This is a genomic window from Verrucomicrobiia bacterium (assembly GCA_023953615.1).
Taxonomy (GTDB): Bacteria; Verrucomicrobiota; Verrucomicrobiia; order Limisphaerales; family JADLHS01; genus JADLHS01.
This window is the reverse complement of record JAMLJH010000001.1, coordinates 1393588-1412383: the sequence shown is the minus strand read 5'-3', so window position 1 is coordinate 1412383 and position 18796 is coordinate 1393588. Positions and strand designations below refer to the sequence as shown.

Here is an 18796-nt window from a genome sequence, read left to right as displayed (position 1 = left end):
ACCCGTCAATTCTGCTTAGCGAGGTGATGGGATCGCGCTCAGGCGCGTTACCGCGCGGCGCAATTCATCATTTCGTAAGCCGATGTTTTCCACCGGGATTTTTTGAAATCCGAGCGCGAAGGCGGGCGCGTCCGGCTTCAAGGCAAAATCGCGACTGGGGGAAGCGTCATTGATTGTTGTGGCCAGGCTGCTGGTGGCGTTGGTCAGATTATTTTCCAACGTCAACATCGCGGCGGTGGAGTGCCAGCCTGCTTCGAGCCATTTGCCCACACAGACATTGCGCGCCACCACGTTCCCTTCCGGTGGCACCCCTTGAAAGGCGTCACCGGTGATGGCTGAACCGCCCGGCGGGCCGTAATACGCATCGAGCGATTTCATTTCCGGATAGCGCGTCCGATAGAGATCAAGCGGTATGGCGGTCAGGCGCTGGCGCATCGTGTCATTCACCATGTTGCGCCAGACGGGCGAACGATCCAGCCCCCGCCCATCCACGCGCACCGCCGGATCACAATCCACGAACAGGTTGTTCTCGACGCGATGATCGCGGCCGCCGCCGATGAACATGGCCCAATGCACCTTGTAGAAAACATTGCCGAACACTTCCGTGCCGCTCACGCAGTCATCCATGTAAACCCCCATCGAACCCATGCCGACGCCGCCGGTGTGGTGGATGAAATTGTGTCGGATTTGATTGCCGCGAAACGTGCAATCACGTCCCGTGTAGATCGCGCCCACGTCGCCGGTTTCGAGCGCAATGTGATGGATTTCATTGAACTCCATCAAATGATCGTTACCCCAGAAAAGAATGGCGCAGTGCGGGTGATCGTGAATCAGGTTATGCGTCGCGCGCAGGCCCACGCCGTTCAGGTGAATGGCCGGCACATAACATTTGGACCACCGCCCCTGACGTTGGAAATGGCAGTTCGTGACGAAATGTCCGGCGGGCGTGAGGGTCTGGCGATCGCCGCCGTTCAAATCCACCCCGCCGTCGCCGGTGTCAAAAATGTCGCAGGCTTCCACGCCGTGTCCGAACCCGCCACTGACCACCACCGCACTGTCGCCAATGTTGCGAATGAGACAACCGGTGATGCGATTGCTGGCGCCGCCATTGATTTCGACGGCATGAGCGCGCGTGGCTTCGAGTGTGAGTCCGCGGAAGACGACGTTGGAAACCGAGTTGAGTCTGAGCAAAGGTTGGTTGAGCAATGACAGAAGGGTTTCCGGCGCGGCGCTGGGCGTTGGTGGCGGCCAGAAGTAAAGCCGGCCGGTTCGACGTTCAAGAAACCACTCGCCGGGTTGATCCAACTCCTCGAGCACGTTCAGAAAATAAATTCGTTGGTCTTTGCGGAAGCCGTAATGTCCGTACGGCGCCGCGGTTTTCACCAGTCGCCGCTCCAGATCAATCGAGGCGACCGCTTCATACGAGTTCGCCCAATCATAAGCCCAATACCCATGCACCCAGAGGTTGTCGCGATCCTGCCAGCGGCGCGGGCGATCGCCACGGTAGAAAAAGCCGTTGGTGAGCGCGCCCAACTGGCCGCCGTGCTCATCTTTTTCACCAACCGGGTAGCCCGCAATCGGGGCGAACTCACCGGCGTTGGGCCAGCGCGCCAGCGTCATCGGACGATGATCAAAGAACAACTCGCAGTGCGCCGCCGCCGTCGGGCGGGCAAAACCGCGCGATTTCATTTCGCCATAGTCGGTGATCCCGAGGGAATGTAGGTCAAGCTGCCGCACCTGCGATCGCGCCTTCTCATCGAGCCGCGCCAGAAGGTTCGTGTCGGTGACGGCTTGAAATCCGGTCAGCGTTCGGCCGCCGAGCAGGCGAACGCGTTCCTCTTTCCAGGCGCGCCAAACAATGGGTGCATCCGGTTGGCCGGAATCGGCCTGACCCAGCTCGAAAGCCTGGGTGCGGAGATAATCGCCCCCGTGCAACCATACGGTGATCTTTTCTCCGGCGGCCTGTTTCTGGCGGACCGCGTCGCGCGCGCGTTCCAGCGAAGCGAACGGTTTTGATTCACTGCCTGGATTGGTGTCGTCGCCAGTTGGAGAAACGTGGAAATCCGCGGCGAACCCAAGCGGACCGCTCAACAGCCCGAGAAGCGCCAATAAGCTGATGGCGCGGTGGCGGGAGTCAGGTGATTGGAGCATTTCAAGTTTTGAGCAGTGCATGATTTGGCGGTCGGATGGGCCGACCGTGGTTTACCGTTGCAGAAACGATTCAATATCCCGCTGCATCTTCTGCAAATCCGGTTGGTTGACGTACATCATGTGGCCGGCTTCGTATTCTTCGTAAATGATATTGGTTCGATACGGCTCGGCCAGGGGCATGTGATTCAGGCTGTAGTGGACGCCGTCAATCGGACAGGCGAGATCACGCAATCCGCCGAGCACCAGGAGGCGTAGATATGGATTTTGATTCATCACGCCGGCGAGTCGTTCAGAAACCGTGGGCGCACTGTTGCGCGCGTCGAAATTCCAAGGATACACTCCCGCCAGAATTTCGTAGGGCAGATCATTTTCAAACTTCAACTCTTCGCGCACGTAAGCGTTCATGGCGGCGGCGAACGGTCCGTAGGTGGCGGCGTACGAGGGATCAAAACCGGGGCGATCCGAACCGGCGTCACCATCCCGCCCCGTGATGCGCGCGTCATAGCGGCCGAGGATCAAACCTTCCGCTGCGAGCAATTTTTTGCGGAACCCCGTTGGGGAAATGCGCAGGTTGTTGGCGGTGATCCAATCCGCGGGCAAACCCGTCAAGCGCGCGAGCTTGGCGCTGATCCGGTCGCGGTCCGCCGCCGATAGCGAGTGGCCCGCCAACAAAGCGGCGGGATAATCCACCCGGGCGAACTCCCGCGCTTCGGCCAACGCCTTGGGCAGGTCCGCCTGCAAATCAGGTGGCAGCTTGTGATGGTAATGCGCGGTGGCGGTATAAGCGGGGAGAAAGACCAGATAAGTCAGGTCGTTGGCCACGCTATCCTGAAGTGTGGCAAAATCCAACACGCCCGACACCAGGATCAGCCCGTTCAAATACAGGCCGTAGCGGGAGTGCAAATAGTCCGCCAACCCGGCGGCGCGAAACACTCCGTAGCTTTCGCCGCACAAATACTTGGGCGAAAGCCAGCGGTGGTGCCGCGTGGTCCAGAGCCGGATGAATTCGCCAATCGCCTCAATGTCGCCCGATTGACCGAAAAATTGCTCGGCCTTTTCGTCTTTGGCGGGGCGACTGTAACCCGTGGCCACCGGATCAATGAACACCAGATCCGTCGCGTGCAGAATGGAGAATTCATTGTCCATCAAACCGAACGGTGGCGGCGGCAGCGTGCCGTCGGGATTCAGCTTCACGCGGCGCGGCCCCAGGGCGCCCAAATGCAACCACACCGAGGATGAACCCGGCCCGCCGTTGAAGGAGAACGTGACGGGACGTTGGCTCGCGTTGGTGACGCCGACGACGGAATAGGCGATGTAGAAAACCGAGGCGCGCGAGTTTCCATCAGCTTTCAGCAGCGGCAACATTCCGGTCTCGGTCACATAAGTGACGCACGTTCCCGCGATGACCACGGTGTTGGTGGTGAAAACCGGTTGGGTGGCCGCATCGGGAACCGTCGCCACCGGGGCCTTGGCTTCCGTCTTGGCGGGCGCGTTGGTTTGGGTTTCGTCGGCGCGCGCCGCGCCGGGCGGTAAAATCAACGCGATCGTCAGCAGGGAGAAAAATCGAAGCGACTTCATGTTAAAAAGTAAGGTGGTCCAATGGTCATGCTTCAGAAGCCTTCACCAAACAGATTGGCGAGGCGGGCGGTTAGTTTGCGTCGGGCGACGGCGTAGGAAAAATACTTCAGCGCGAGCTGATAGTTTTTGACCGCCCAACTGGCGCGCAAGGCGGTGTTTTCCAGCAGCTCGCGGGTTTGCGCCACCACGTCGCGGGTGACGAATTGGGACATGGCGATGATTTGGAATCCGAGCGGGCCGATGTCCCGTGCGTAAACCGCGTAAGTGTTCACGACCACCGGTTTGCCGAAATAGATTGCTTCCAGAAAGGCGTTGCCAAATCCCTCGTAATGGCTCGGATAAGTCACCAGATCAGCATGTGGATAAACGTCAAACAGCGTATAAATTTTTTTGCCGTCAGCGGTGCGTCCGCGCGTTTCGCCCACGCGATCCGCGATAAACCGAACGTCAATTTTTGCCTCTTCGATGCGGTCGCGCATCATTTCCATGTAGGCGTTGCCTTCGTCGCCGGCCGGATGCGAGATGACCAGTTTGGCACGCGGGTCTTTCAACTGACGCACCAACTCGATGGCGTGCTCGATGCCTTTGCGCGCCACCACCCGCGTGGGCTGCAGGATGAACCAATCCGAATCCGCCAGTCCAATTTCCCGCCGGACGTCGCGGTTATAGTCATCCAATCCCGGCGCGGGCGTTTCATAATCCAGCACGTTGGGAATGATGGAGGCCGGCAGACTGCAACGCCGCGCCAGTTCCTTTTGCGCCATGGAATTGATGACGACATGTTCCACGCCGGGCAGGGAAGCCGGGAACGCGGCGCGGAGGTAATCATTCACGGCGCTCAAGGTGAAGCGTTCGCGTTCCCAGGCAAAGTCGTGATGGTGCGCAATCGTGGGCAGACCGGTTTCCGCGATGACTTCCGCCATGGCCAGGCCCAGCGGCACGTGCATGGGGATCGCCATGATGTTTTGCGGAATCAACACTTCCAGTCGAAACCGGGTAATGAACTGATAAATTTCATCCTTCAGCAGCTCCTTGACGGTTTGAATCTCGTCGGTGATCTCGCGATTTCGTTTCGTGACGTTGAACAGCTTGTGTTGCAGCGCCGCCACGCGCGGGTGATTGAAAAAAGCCAGCGGTGCGTCGTAGCGCCGGTCGGACGGCGCGTCCAGCAATCCCGCCATCCAAAAATTTTCGTGCCCCATCTTGGCGAGAATGTCGGCCCATTTGCGCGCCTCCAGCGTGACGCCGTCCGTGCCGTGAAACCGGGTGGAAATGAAGCCAATGCGTTTGGGGGGGCAAAGGGTGAAAACGGTATCGCTCATGATGCACTAGGCGCAGGATTCCCGACATTGCCCCACGGGTTCATTCAGGTGCGCGACCGCGCCCAATTCCGGCAGCTCGGCAATGATGCCATGCCGTTGCTTGATCAATTGCGCCAGGGGTTCGCGACCGCGCGCTTCCCCGTGGGTCAGGAAGAGCCGGGGGCGACAATGCGCCATCTGACCGAACCAACGGAGCAATTCCGTTTGCCCCGCGTGCGCGCTGAATCCGTTCAACGTGTGGATGGTGGCGCGCACCGCGATCTTTTCGCCGAAAATGGAAACTTGCTCGGCGCCTTCCACGAGCCGGCGTCCCAAGGACCCTTCACCTTGATAACCGACGATCAACACCTGCGTATTCTCGCGCCAGAGATTTTGTTTCAAATGATGCAGAATGCGGCCGCCGGTACACATGCCCGCGCCCGCCAAAATCATGAGCGGTCCATGCAGCTCGTTGAGCGCCATTGAATCCTGCGCCGTCGGCGTGGCTTTGAGCGTGTCCAGATCGGCGAGCACCGGGCGTTCAGCGTTCAGCGTTTGAAATTCCGCGTCGAACAAATTCAGGTGCGCCCAGTAAATCTTGGTGGCCTCAACGGCCATGGGGCTGTCCAAAAAAATGGGGAACTTCGGCGCGACCCGGCGGCGGAACATCAACGCCAACAAATAGAGCAGCAATTGCGTGCGTCCGACGGCAAAAACCGGCACGAGGATTTTACTTCGCTTGGCGACCGCGTTTTTTACAAGCGTTTCAAACTCGCGCACCGTTTCGACCAACGGCTTGTTGTCGCGATCCCCGTACGTGGATTCCATCACCACGATGTCGGCTTTTTCAAAACCCACCGCGTCGTGGAGGATCGGCGCCCCCTTCGGGCCTAGGTCGCCGGAGAAGACGATTCTTTGCGTGAGGCCCTGGTCCTGCACGCATAATTGCAGACTGGCTGCGCCGAGCATGTGACCGGCTTCAACCCAACGCGCCCGAATTCCCGGCGCCACTTCCATCGGCTCGCCGAACGGGACCGCTTGAAACTGCTGCATGATGCGTCCCACGTCCTCGGCCGTGTAGATCGGCTCTTGCATCGGTTCGCCCGCGCGCTGGCGCTTCCGATTGGCGCGTTCGGTATCCATGGCCTGCAGATGCGCGGAATCCCGCAGGATCAATTCGGTCAGCGGAATCGTCGCCTCGGTGGCGTAGATGGGCTTGCGGAAATTATGCTTGGCCAACAACGGCAGACGCCCCGTGTGATCCAAATGAGCGTGCGTGACGAGGACGGCGTCCAGCTTGGCGACCTCCAACCCGGGGGGAATGTGATTGTGATCTTTATGATTGTTGAATCCTTGAAACAAACCGAGGTCAATGAGGACCGTGGCCCGACTGGTCTGGATCAGATAGGCGGAGCCCGTGACCGTGCCCGCCGCGCCGTGAAAAGTTAATTTGATGCCCATGCAAGCGTTCGCTAGATATTCCACGCGGAGTGTGACCCGCTTTCGCACTGGTGGCAAGTCTGCTTGCCGCTTGTGCTTGCCGCTTGTGTGCTTACCGTTTGCCGCCCGAGATCAGGCTGCGCCCTGCCAACTGGTGAGGATGCGTTCGAGGTGATCGGAGTTGATGGCGGCGCGCCCGAAGTGACACACCCTACCGACCGGCGTCAGTTGCGGCTCGAACATTCCGCCATAACGCGGCCAATGTCTTCACCCAATCCCGCAGGGCTGCCTTTGCCGCCACCGCATCCGTCAACGGCTGCTCCTGATGCGCCACCCTGGTGTTGCGAAACTCATTGACGGACTGAACCGCAGCATACATCGCCCGGGCGCCCGGCGAACGGAACTCGTCGCGCACCGCGTCAAATACTCCCGTCAGCGCTGTTCCGTCGTTCAAAGCGTAGTCGTAGCAGTTCCGCAACAAACCAAGCGGCGACACGCCAGTCTGATAGACAAGCGTCTTCCGAAGATTGCGAGCCAGCTCGAGGTAATGCCGGTGCCTCCTGGAATCCACCTTGGCCAGATACGGCTCAAACCACTTGGTCTGGTCGGGTGTCGCAAGCGGAACGTGACTTTGCAGCTTCTGGAGCAGCAACCCTCTCGCGGCCTCATCCATCACCCCCAGCAAAGCTGTGAAGACCGGGGCAAAATTCACCCCCTGCTTTTTCTCGAAGAACAGGTAGAGCGAAACCGCTTCGTCCACCGCCTTGCGCAGCCGTTCGGGCAGCTCCGCCACCAGTTGCTGCGGCACAACTTCCTCCGCCTTCGCTTCACTGATTTGGCTATCGAGCGGCGCGACATCTTGAAGGCGTAACGACTCCAGTCCGTGCCTTTGCCCCACATGTCGCGGTAGGCCACCATTTCGAGCGTGGATTGGTCTTTGCCCACGGTTTCCTTCGCATCGCCAATTGGCACGTCCATCGTAAAATCCGCGCCCACGTCAAACGGCGGGTCAATGTAGATGAGATCAATCTTGCCTTTGAACTCCTTGAGCAGCGAGGCCATCACCAGTTTGTTGTCGCCCCAGATGAGCCGGTTGCGGAAATCGTCACGCTTGCGTCCGGCAAGCTGCTTTTCGAACAACTCCAGATTGCCCGTGGCCGCCGCGCGTTGGCGTGGTTCGTCCACCGTCTCGATGCGCTGCATCGGCATGGCGAGCGACGCCACGTCCACTTCGCGCCGGCGACCGAACTCGTCATATTTCCCCTCCCACACCAGCTCCGTGTGCAGCTTCGAGAGCGGATGCGGATTGGTGACTCCCCATTGAAAGGCGGAAGCGTCCTTGTCTGAATTGGCAGGCATGGCTGTATTCGCTCGCGCGCGAATCAGCCCTGTCTGGTGACTGTCTCCGTGGGGTCCTTGTGCCTGAAAAAATGGGACGCATTACTTGCGTCCAGTAACAGGCACCTAGGAGGGCCCACGAAAGAACGCTTTCATGCGCCCCGGATGGGGCGCACTCAAGCGCTGTCTTTCGTTGAAATTTCCTAGGTTTCGTTACTGACAGCAGCCGAAGCTACGCGAAATATATTTTGGTCAAATTGGTTTTCTTGTCATTGGTGTTCTACTGACGCGGGCAGCTTAAGCCGGTGAAACGACACTTGAAAAGTTCAGAGTTGCCGGATGGCGTATTTTATCGCGGTTCAATTAAAATTGCAGCCGTCGAACCAGAGCGGGTGTAACTCAATGAAGGTGGAGTCCGGATGGGGAATGGCGCCTCTGTCCGCGAGGTTTTGGACTGCGGCAGTCTTCTGCCGCTCTCCGGTCGCGAGCCGATGATTCCAAAGCGGCAGAAGACGGCCGCAGTCCAAGACGCTACCGCGCGAGTGCTTGCTCCGAACCAACGGCGGCCGTCAATTTGACACCGACACTTGGCATGAAGTTGGGAGGTTCGCCGCCTCACATCGGCTTCAGGAATACTTCAAACGCTTCAAGGCGGTGGCAGTTCGCTGGTGAATTGGTAATGGCCGGAGCCGGCGTCATAAATGGCGCGACCATTATCGGCCCGGAGAAAAGTCAAACCGCGCGCCGTGTTGGCTGGCTGGCCGCTTTCTTGCACCGCGTGGGCGTCGGTGGCGGGCACGAAGATCGTCGCCCTGGTGTTCGGTGGAATGGTCACGTCCAGTTGCAGTCGGTTGCCGGTGCGACGCCACGCGCTGGCGATCCGGCCATAGGGCGAATCGTGATGCGCTTTCACCCAGGCCAAATCTCCCACGATCGCCGGTTGCAGGCGGAAGCGTTTGAATCCGGGCGCGGTCGGATCGGGGCGGATGCCGGCCAAGCCGGTGTAAAACCATTCCTCGGCGTGACCCAACATGCAGTGGTTTTGTGACGACCGCGGGTCCGCGTCCCACGCTTCCGTCAAGGTGGTCGCGCCTTTCCGCAGTTGGTCGGCGTAGCCGGGACCGTTCGTTTGCGTGACCAAATCGTAAAGCACGTCGCTGCGTCCGGCGTCCGTCAGGGCGCGCACGACGTACGCAAAACCAACGTCGCCGGCGGTGACACGGTTGCCCGGTTCGCGGATGGATTTGACGAGCGCGGCCAACACGGAGTCGCGATGGGCCGGTTCAACCAATCCCAACACCAGCGGCATGGCTTGGGCCGTTTGACTGCCGCGATCGTAGCGGCCCGAGTCGGGATGGAAGAAGCGCGCGTTAAAGGTGTCGCGCACTTCGGTTGCCAGACGGTGGTAGCGTTCGGCGGTTTCCGTTTGACCCAACTGGCGCGCGGTGTCGGCCACGATTTGCAAATTGCCGTAATAAACGGCGGTGGCGGTCAGGCCCAGCGAGGTGAGTTGCGATGGTCCCGGGTCTTTTGGTCCGATGTCGTACCAGTCACCCAGGCCGTGCGCGACGATGTGCTGGCTCGCCTGGCTGGAGAGATAATCCGTGTAGCGCTGGAGGGTTGCGAAGTGGTTACGCAGCAGACTGGCGTCGCCGTAAAATTCCCGCACCTGCGCCGGGTTAAAGGCCACGGCGCTGCCCCACTCGGGGGAATCCCGAAAGCCGCCGCTGAACACGGTGTATTCCGGAGCGATGTCCGGCACCAACCCGTTCGCCAACTGCGATTCATCCATGTCCCGTGAAACCTTGGCGTAAAAATTCGGCAGCGCGTAGTTGAACATCAGCCCCCGACCGAGCAGGTGCGAAACCTCCAGCCAACCGAGTTTTTCGCGGTGCGGACAATCCGTCAGCACGCTCTGCAGATTGCAGCGAATCGCCGCCAGGATCAGTTGGTGAATCTGATTGAGGAGCGGATTGGAACATTCAAAGTCGCCCACCACGCGCGCGGAGCTGTGCAGCCATTGACCGTTCAACTCCAGCACCTGCGCCCGGTCCGGATGATCGGCAGCGGCCCGGACGGGGACGGCGCCTTCCACCTGCACGTAACGAAACCCGTAATAGGAAAACCGGGGCGACCAGGTTTCAATGCCCGCGCCGCGCAGGGTGTAGGAAAACCACACGGGACCGCCGGAGCTGCGTTGCGAGACGAGGCCGGCGCCATCCAGCAATTCACCGGGAATCATTTTAACCGTCGTTCCCGTCGCGCCGGTGACTTTCAATTTCGGCCAGCCGGAAAAGTTCTGGCCCAGGTCGTAAACAAACACGCCGGGTTGAGGCTCGGTGATTTTGGCGGTGGATAATTCCTGAATGATTTTGATGGGTGGCGCCAACTGCGCGCGCAACGTGCCGCCCGGTCCGTCGCTGATTTGCGCCGCAGACCAATTCGCGTCGTTGAAATTCGGTTGATCCCAACCCGGCAAATCGAGGCGCGCGTCGTAATCTTCGCCGCCGTAGATGCAGGAAAAGGTGATGGGGCCGGGGGCCGTCTTCCATTGATCATCCGTGCCGATCACCGTGACGCTGCCATCGGGGTGTTCAAGGTGCAGTTGCAAAATCAGTTGGGGCGAACCGAACGATCCCGTGAACTTGACGTAACGCCCGCCGGTGACGTGATACATGCCGTTGCCGAGCATGACCCCCAGGGCGTTGCGCCCCGGCCGCAGTTGGCTGGTTACGTCGTAGGTGCTGTATAAACAGGTGTCGCGATAATCCGTCCAACCCGGGTCCATGACGCGATCGCCAATCCGCGCGCCATTCAGCCGAAGTTCGTAATGGCCCAGGCCGGAAACAAAAACGGTCGCGCGGCGGACGGGTTGGGTCAGTTCAAATTCGCGCCGCAACACGGGTGGCGGTGCCAGCAGCACGCGCACCTCGCCCCACGGTTTCATGCCGAGCGCGCCCAACTTGCGCACGCCGGACCAGCCCGAATCATCCGCGGACGTTTGCCAGCCGGGCGGCGCACTGATCCGCGATTGCCACGACTCGTCCACGGGTACGGAAATAACGCGGCCGTCGTCCAGTCGCAACTCCAGTTGGCCGATCAATCCGGCTTCGTTGTCACTTGAACTGGCATTGACCGCTTCGACGGCGAGCACATTTTCACCCGCGACCAGGAGCGACCGAATTTCGGCATCGTAAGCCAGATCCCATTGATCGCCACGCAGCGCTTCCTTGCCGTTGACCCACAGCGTGAAGCCATTGTCTGCCGTCATCAGGATGCGCGCCTGAATCAGGTTTGTCGTCGCGGCCAGTTCCAGGCGTTTGCGAAAAAAGCGTCGGCCCGCAGGGTAACGCCCCTCGACACTGGGTTCGCTGGTCCAAATCCACGAACTCTCGCGCAGGGGTGACGCTGCTTCACGCGCCCCAATCCATTGCGCCGGTCGCCAATCGGTGGGTTGCAACAAGCCCATTGTCCAACGGGCGGGCGCGCTCCAGGCGGACGCGTGACCGGCCTCGTCCCAGACGCGCACTTGCCAATAAGCCACCTGCCGCGCGGCGAGCGGGGCGCCCGCGTAATCCACGAGCACGCTTTGCTCCGAGTTCACCTGGCCGCTGTCCCACAAATCCGCCTGACCCGGACGCAGCAGTTTTTCACTGGAAGCCACGAGTATCTGGTAGGCGGTTTGGCGGCCATCGCGGTCGGACGTTTCGTCGCTTTGGAGAGTCCAACTGAGACGCGGATGCGGCGTTTCCAGACCGAGCGGATTGAGACGATGCTCACACTCCAGTTGCGCCGGTTGCAACGCGCCACAAACCACGCCGGTCATCAGCGCGAAGCCGACGACCAGCCCCAATGCTCGTTTTGTTCCATTCATAATTTGCCTCCGAACCTCTCCGAACCGAATTCCCTAACGCAATGCACAAATACAATTTGCGCGGTCAGCAGAACTTTGCGGCGCTGACTTCCGGAACAACGCTCAACCGATCCGCTTTACTTCCAATCCCAGCAGCGCTCCCAGTTTCTCGATCTGGTTCGCGATGTGGCCAACGCCGATGGCGCAGTGATGCGCCGGCCCCGCCTGGGACCACTCGTTCATGAACCGCTTCGCGCCGATGCGGAAGCGGTAGCGACTATTCGTGTTGCCAATCTGCAACACCGGTCCGGCCACCGACTCGCCTTCCGCCACCAGCAGGGATAATTTCCCCGCCGCCCCCTGCACCACCGAAAGCAACGTCACCGGCCCGTGCTTCACCGTCATCTGGATTGAAAGCCCCTTGCCCGGTTTGCCGTGATACACCGGCAGCGGCACCAGCCCGACGCGGCCCTCGGCGATGGCAAAATGCGCCGGTCCGTCGTGCCCCAGAAACACCACGTCGTCCTTGAAATCCGTCAGGTAAAATTCCGAGAAGGAGCCGCCCACACCGAACAGGTCCATGATTTTCATGGCCTGCACGTTTTTGATTTCGCACTCGCCCGCCACCGGCACGTTGTGCCCGGTGAGCAAGGTGTTGCCCGCGATCACCGACGTGACGAGGTCGCGGTACGCCGTGCCGTCCTCGCTTTCGTAATAGTAAGCCAGCGCGCCGAGATCGTGCTGTTTTAGCAGCGCGTCCAGGGCGCAGGAAGTTTTGGCGGCGCGCACCAGTTCGCGTTGTTCACACTCGGGCGACACCACGAACTCGCGGCGGAATTGCCGCAACTTCGCCTCGATCTGCCGGGCGGTCACCGCGAGACGCAATTTGTGCAGCGCGCAGATTTCGAGCAACTCGAAGTGATTGCCGAACGCGGCGGATTGCTGGGTGAGATCACTGTAAACATCCAACATGCCGCAGTAATAATGGCCCAACACGCCCACGCGGTTTTGGCGCAGCGCCGCGGCCACTTTGGCGGCGGCCACCCAATCCTGAATTTCCGTCCAGGCTTCCTGATCGCTCAGATGGCCGGTCACGAGGTGGTAGGGGATGTTGGCGCGATTGAACACGCAGGCGATTTCCGGCGCGGCGCACGACTGGCAATGCTCGAGCCACATACCGGTCATCCGGCCGCGATCACCCAGCGCGTTGAAACGCGCGTAATCCAGTTGCGGCACGGGCTGCAGATTCAGCACCACCACCGGGACGCGCGTGCTCTGCACCACCGGCAACACCGTGGACGACAACGCGTAGGTGGAAACGTAGAGGAAAATCAGGTCCACCTCCTCGCGGCGGAACAACGAGGCGGCGGCCCGGGCCTGAGCCGGATGATCCACCAGCCCGGCATCAACCAACTCGACGCCGCTGGCGCGAATCCGCGCGGCAATGCGCCGTTGGTAACCCTGGAGGCGATTTTTCAAACCTTTGAACTGCGGCCAATACGTGTCGAGGCCGATGCCAAACAAACCCAGACGAAGCGGAGTGGATTTCATGATGAATAAAACTCTGCAATTGTTGGCGCGCGCCTCGCTTTCGAACGCGAGCCGTTGGCGTCAATCAAACCGATTACGATTTCCTTGATACTTACCGAACGCCGCCATCATTGGCAACCACCGTTGCCGCTACTGAGGCGATTCCCCTGAAAAACGGAATCTCTGCACCGGAACGAAGTGCCAAGATCAGATCGAGCTTACTTACCATGTGCTCCGTCTTTAGGAAAGCCCCGCTTGCACTCGGTCTCCATCGAGATAACATTACAGCAACTCGAACTGGAATGATCCTTGCCGAACAGTCTGCCATCCTCGTTGAGGCCATTGAACAGGAATTGCTACGCCGAGAAGATATTGTTCGGTGGGCCGATGAGATCATCGTGGCCATGGAACGACCGCCAAGCTGGATTATTGATCTATCTACTTTGAACTCGCCATACTTGGTTGATTTCGCGCGCCTTCTGCGTATCCACTCGGTGGTGTCGTTACCTCTCCATCGAAGAGTTCAGATTGTCGTTCTTGCGTACTTAGCTGGTGTGATCTCATTTTCCGAAACACTGCCCAAGCTGTTTCGCGCGGTGATCTATGAGCGGCGCGGGGCAGAACGCGATCCACTGGATGAGCGATTGGCAGACACTCTAGTGTGTTGGGATCACCAGGAGAATTTGGACGTAATCGAACCGCCACTACGCGCAAGATTCGAAGCCTTGTTCCGCGAGTATTTGACGGACATTCAGGAGGTTGCAGCCGTGTTGCCTTGGAGATCTAAAATGTAATCACTTAACATGCCAAAGGCGCGAATCCGCGCGGCAATGCGCCGTTGGTAACCCTGGAGGCGATTTTTCAAACCTTTGAACTGCGGCCAATACGTGTCGAGGCCGATGCCAAACAAACCCAGACGAAGCGGAGTGGATTTCATGATGAATAAAAATTATCGCCGCGGATCAATCGTCGCGGAAAAGGCGTTGGTGAGCAAGGGTTGCGACGGCAGGTTGATGGAAACGGGCTTTTGTTGAGTCATACGTTTTTGTTCGGTGGAAGCCCGGATCAATTTATGGATCAAGCGCGTTTTCCAGACCTCCTTTCGCTCCAGATCAAACCACTCATGCCGGGCTTCATATTGGTTGGTGAGCGTCAAAGTGTGCAGCCACCGATCACCTTCCTTGAAGGTGAGAACGGTGAAATCTGGCGAAATCGTGACGGAATGCATTTCAGTGGGCACGTCACCCGATCGCACGATGTTAAATGGTCGTTTGAGGTTGTTGATGACAATCCAATATCCATAGTCTTCCTCCCAATGGCCCACCCAAGTATCCGAATTAAATGCCGGAGCGTCCCAGTCAGAGCCAGCTTCAATAGGAACCTCACCACGCATCCGCGATGTCGCTTCTCTAACCAGATCGTTATATTGAGCGCGATTCTCGTAGGTCGGTCGGTATTGTTGTTCCAGTCCACGCCAGATTTTGAGCACTCGATCAAAATTCCCGTTTTCGGTTTCCTTGATTGAAGTTCGAATCAAATCACCCGTCGCTCCACCGTACCAGGCGTTGTAGTTGAATCGCGTGAGCACACTGTTTAGCGCCCAAGTGCCGAGAGCGACTATGCCAATGGCCAAAACCCCCAAGCAAATCCGTAACCAGCGACCGCCGTAGAATTCAGCAATGAGCCACGCAATGGGCAGGCTGATCAGGATCCCAATCAGAAAAACGATTAAAACGGCCATGGCGCATCAACTTTCCATTTTACTTTGTGCGTAATGCTTTCGAGTTCGGTGGTTAGCGTGCCGTGCGCGGACGGCGAAAGCAATGTTCGTTGGAGCGTCGAAGTTCCGGCCGCTTTGATCCGCTGCCTTCAAATCACATCCAATTCACGGCGAATTGAGCTTGGCGTTCCCGCTCGTTGGCCTATGCTGGGCCGCGATGATCAACCCGACCACCTTTTGGTTTTTTATCGGTGGTTTTGTTTAGTTGATATCGCAAAGTTACACTGAAGGGTATCGGCCAATGAACGCAAATGTAACGCTTCGAAAACTACTGCCGCTGGCTATCATTCTCACCCACGGACTTGCGTGGGCGCAAACGAAGATCACGTATGATATCACCGCGCGCATTGATACCACGGATTTGTTGCTGCTTCAGGGTTCAAAGGCCCAGTGGTATCATCCAGGCAGCGGGGCGGCGGTGGGTCGCCACTCCGGGCGCAATGACGCCACCACAATTACTTCGACACTTAATGGGGTGACCAATCTGGCGGCGTTGGCGTGGATTCCAAGCTGGCCGGAAGATCCACCGGCGCAGATTCGTTATGAGGCCTCTTCCTCCATCTTAAGCGAGCTTGCGCCGTCTCTGCCTGCGGGCAGCATGAGCGTGGAGGTTACCGTCCTCAGCGGGAGAGGCTCGGTGGCGTTGGAGCAGGTTCCGGACGCTACAAACGATTGGACTTTGATCGTACGATTCTCCGACGGTTTCTCCAGCTCGGCATTTCTCAGCGCCCGCATTTCTGTCGAGTTGGTCGCGTTACAACTCGTGGTGACGGATTCGTCCACGCTGCAGGCGCGCTGGCCGACGAATGTATCCGGTTTTCACCTGGAATTCGCCGAGGCGCTGCCGGTTTTGCCGGGTGACTGGAGTCCGGTGACAAATGAGCCGGTCGCGGTCGGAGCGGATTGGGTTGTGCCAGTTGACATCACCGGGCCACAGCGATATTTCCGGTTGCAAAGGTCGGGTCTATGATTCATCCAGCTTCCGCAGGGCTTTGGTCGGAGCATCCGCGCGCCTGCTTTTGACTTTTGCCGGTGGTTCGTCGAACGCCTGCCGGAAACGAACCCGCTGTATCATTGCGCCGGTTGAACCGAACTGGCATCATGACGCCCCGTGCGATTCGATCGCTACGAAGCATCCGACCAACGCCGTCGGCTTACCGGACAACTCCAGGCGCGCGCGTCGCAAGCCGGAATGTCGGCCCTCGTCCTGGTTTTGTTTGGTTTGCCATTCGTCGCGGTTGGCCTTGGAGCAATCCTGGCAGGCACCGGACGCCTCCCTTTGGCAGCACCGAAACTGAATGCCCCACTCTGGATATTGACGGTGTTTGGATTGGTTTTCACCTTGTCCGGCGGCGTCGTTTGGAACATGGCTTGGTGGTTGCATCGAGCCAATCGTCGGCTTCGCGAGTTGGGTGGGCGGAATCCGGAATTGGCGGATTACCCCTGGGATCAACGCGGTTTTACCCCACCGCGCTGGTCGCGGGTCATCAAAGGAATCGGGCTGATGATTTTTCTGGCGCTCTTTCTTTCGATGTTCAACTGGTGGGCCTTTGGGGACAACGGTCCGTGGCCGGTGAAGATTATTGTGGGTCTCTTCGATTTGGTTTTGGTGCTGGTGGTCTGGCAGGTGTTCATGGCGCTGGGGCAGGCCATAAAATTTGGCCCGTCGCGCATCGAATTCGGTCGGTTTCCATTTCGTCCCGGCGAAACGGTATCGCTCTACTGGCAGGTGCCGCGAGGAATGACGCGCGCCGCGAACGGCAAGTTCACCTTGCGGTGCGTCGAGGAGTGGTATGAGACGCGTGGTTCGGGAAGAAACCGGAATCGTACGCTGGTGCAGGAGCAAATCTGGAGCGGCATCGGTCACCTTGACCAACCGTGCGAAATTTTGCCCGGCAAAACCGAGGAGTTGCAGTTTGCCCTGCCGGCCGATGCGGTGGGCACCGCGCTCAGTTACCGTGGTTCGAAAGCGATCTTCTGGGAATTGGTGATCCATCTGGATTTGGCGGGGCTGGACTTTCGGGAAAGTTACTTGGTGCCTGTGTATCGCCAGGACGGCGGTGGTAGTGAACCCGCCCCCATCCGTTTGGAGCAATAGGAAGCGACACGGTTTAACTGAGGCCTGGCCGCGCCGTCAAAAGCTTAACGAGCCGCCGACCGGAAAAACTCTGAAGTGGTTGGGCGCCGAATCATCGCTTCCGGTCAGCCGTTATTCGAGTTCTGCCAGGGCACTTTAAGTATTCCTATAGCCGCCGACATGACGCAACGGGCCTCCCAACCTCAAGCCAAGCGTTGGGTCAAACGGACGATCGCTTCGGGTTCGGGGCGAGCACCGGCGCGACCGCGTCTTGGACTGCGGCAGTCCTCTGCCGCTGTGGAATCATCGGCCCGCGACCGGAAAGCGGCAGAAGACTGCCGCAGTCCAAAACCTCGCGGACAGAAGTGACATTCCCCATCGGGGCTCCACCTTCATGGGGTTACACTCGTTCGGTGCCACGGTTACAACTTTAATTAAACCGCTATAGTGAAGCGGACTTCAGCTCTCTATCTCGCACGTACTGCCCCCTGCGATCACCACTTTAGTTCCGTCAGGCGCCGCGCGACTTCCTCGGCATTGGCGCGACTGTTGAACGCGCTGATGCGGAAATAGCCCTCGCCTTTCGAGCCGAAACCGGAGCCGGGCGTGATGACGACGTTGGCTTCGTGCAGCAGTTTATCAAACGCCTGCCAACTGGTCATGCCGCCCGGGGTGCGCACCCAAAGATAGGGCGCGTTGACGCCGCCATAGACTTTCAACCCCGCTTTACGCGCTCCGGCGCGGAGCACTTTCGCGTTGCCGAGATAATGCTCGATCAGCTCCCGCACCTGCGCCTTGCCTTCCGGGGTGTAGAGCGCGGCGGCGGCGCGTTGCACGATGTAGCTCACGCCGTTGAACTTGGTGGTCATGCGTCGCGCCCAGAGCGGGTGCAGCGGTTTCGTTTCACCCGCTTTGGTCTGCGCCGGCAGCGATTTCGGCACGACCGTGAACGCGCAGCGCGTGCCGGTGAAACCGCCATTTTTCGAGAAGCTGCGGAATTCAATCGCACATTCTCGGGCGCCGGGAATTTCGTAAATGGAACGGGGGATTGCCGGGTCGGTGATGTAGGCTTCGTACGCGGCATCAAACAAAATGATGGCGCGCTGTTCGCGGGCATATTGAACCCACGCCGCGAGTTGTTCGCGCGTGGCGACGGCGCCAGTCGGATTGTTGGGCGAACATAAATAAATCACGTCCACGTGTCGCTTGGGCGGCACGGGTACGAAGCCGTTGCTCGAACGACAGGGAAGGTAAACCAGTTTGGCGTAAGCCCCGGCGGCATTTGCCGCGCCGGTGTGTCCCGCCATCACGTTGGTGTCCACGTACACCGGATACACCGGATCGCTGATGGCGATTTTATTCTTGTCGCCGAGAATATCGAGGATGCTGCCGCAATCGCATTTCGAGCCGTCGCTGACAAAGATTTCGTCGTCCGCCACGTCCAGGCCGCGCTCGCGATAATCATTTTGCGCAATGGCCGCCCGCAACCAGGGATAACCCTGTTCCGGACCATAGCCCTTGAACGTGTCGCGGGACGCCATTTCATCCACCGCCTGGTGCAACGCCGTGATGACAGCGGGCGGCAACGGTTCAGTCACGTCGCCGATGCCGCAACGGATCAGGCGCGTCGCGGCGACGGGATTGGCTTCGCAAAAAGCTTTGACGCGGCGGCCGATCTCCGGGAAGAGATAACCGGCCTTGAGTTTCAGATAATGTTCGTTGAGTAAAGCCATGATGTGTGTGGATTC

The 18796-nt window shown here is 59.1% G+C and carries 14 protein-coding genes; 3 read left to right on the top strand and 11 right to left on the bottom strand.

Annotated elements, in window-relative coordinates:
• Positions 1-15: 15 nt before the first annotated feature.
• The 8 genes from M9920_05930 to M9920_05895 form a co-directional block, all read right to left on the bottom strand.
• Positions 16-2172 carry a right-handed parallel beta-helix repeat-containing protein gene (locus M9920_05930; GenBank protein ID MCO5051824.1) on the bottom strand — a complete coding sequence of 719 codons (2157 nt, stop codon included), beginning with the start codon at positions 2170-2172 and terminating at the stop codon, positions 16-18.
• A 30-nt stretch (positions 2173-2202) separates the two neighbouring features.
• Positions 2203-3729, bottom strand: coding sequence for a peptidase S10 (locus M9920_05925; GenBank protein ID MCO5051823.1), 1527 nt, complete (start codon positions 3727-3729; stop codon positions 2203-2205).
• A 32-nt stretch (positions 3730-3761) separates the two neighbouring features.
• Positions 3762-5051, bottom strand: a complete 1290-nt coding sequence (locus tag M9920_05920; GenBank protein ID MCO5051822.1) for a glycosyltransferase family 4 protein — start codon at positions 5049-5051, stop codon at positions 3762-3764.
• A 6-nt stretch (positions 5052-5057) separates the two neighbouring features.
• The gene (locus M9920_05915; protein ID MCO5051821.1) at positions 5058-6491 is read right to left on the bottom strand and encodes an MBL fold metallo-hydrolase; all 1434 of its coding nucleotides are present in this window, start codon (positions 6489-6491) and stop codon (positions 5058-5060) included.
• Positions 6492-6681: 190 nt separating this feature from the next.
• Positions 6682-7278, bottom strand: a complete 597-nt coding sequence (locus M9920_05910) for a hypothetical protein (GenBank protein MCO5051820.1) — start codon at positions 7276-7278, stop codon at positions 6682-6684.
• A complete protein-coding gene (locus M9920_05905; GenBank protein ID MCO5051819.1) occupies positions 7179-7829 on the bottom strand; it encodes an adenine methyltransferase in 651 nt (216 codons plus the stop codon). Before M9920_05905 ends, M9920_05910 begins: the two co-directional genes overlap by 100 nt.
• A gap of 625 nt (positions 7830-8454) precedes the next feature.
• Complete coding sequence (locus tag M9920_05900) at positions 8455-11682, bottom strand: glycoside hydrolase family 78 protein (protein ID MCO5051818.1); 3228 nt, start codon at positions 11680-11682, stop codon at positions 8455-8457.
• A gap of 102 nt (positions 11683-11784) precedes the next feature.
• Positions 11785-13212 (bottom strand): L-fucose/L-arabinose isomerase family protein, encoded by a 1428-nt coding sequence (locus tag M9920_05895; protein MCO5051817.1) that lies wholly within the window; start codon positions 13210-13212, stop codon positions 11785-11787.
• A 281-nt stretch (positions 13213-13493) separates the two neighbouring features.
• Here M9920_05895 and M9920_05890 point away from each other — a divergent pair, with 281 nt between their 5' ends.
• A complete protein-coding gene (locus tag M9920_05890) occupies positions 13494-13985 on the top strand; it encodes a hypothetical protein (protein MCO5051816.1) in 492 nt (163 codons plus the stop codon).
• Here M9920_05890 and M9920_05885 read toward each other — a convergent pair.
• Together M9920_05885 and M9920_05880 are read right to left on the bottom strand one after the other, a co-directional pair.
• Positions 13943-14128, bottom strand: a complete 186-nt coding sequence (locus M9920_05885; GenBank protein MCO5051815.1) for a hypothetical protein — start codon at positions 14126-14128, stop codon at positions 13943-13945. The two genes, M9920_05890 and M9920_05885, sit on opposite strands and share 43 nt — an antisense overlap.
• A 12-nt stretch (positions 14129-14140) precedes the next feature.
• Entirely contained in the window at positions 14141-14932 is a 792-nt protein-coding gene (locus tag M9920_05880) for a hypothetical protein (protein ID MCO5051814.1), read from the bottom strand.
• Positions 14933-15212: 280 nt separating this feature from the next.
• On the opposite strand from M9920_05880, the gene M9920_05875 reads away from it, so the two are divergent.
• Together M9920_05875 and M9920_05870 are read left to right on the top strand one after the other, a co-directional pair.
• Positions 15213-15941, top strand: coding sequence for a hypothetical protein (locus M9920_05875; GenBank protein ID MCO5051813.1), 729 nt, complete (start codon positions 15213-15215; stop codon positions 15939-15941).
• Positions 15942-16082: 141 nt separating this feature from the next.
• Complete coding sequence (locus M9920_05870) at positions 16083-17069, top strand: hypothetical protein (protein MCO5051812.1); 987 nt, start codon at positions 16083-16085, stop codon at positions 17067-17069.
• A gap of 473 nt (positions 17070-17542) precedes the next feature.
• Here M9920_05870 and M9920_05865 read toward each other — a convergent pair whose 3' ends face one another.
• Entirely contained in the window at positions 17543-18781 is a 1239-nt protein-coding gene (locus M9920_05865) for an LL-diaminopimelate aminotransferase (GenBank protein MCO5051811.1), read from the bottom strand.
• Between the last annotated feature and the right edge of the window lie 15 nt (positions 18782-18796).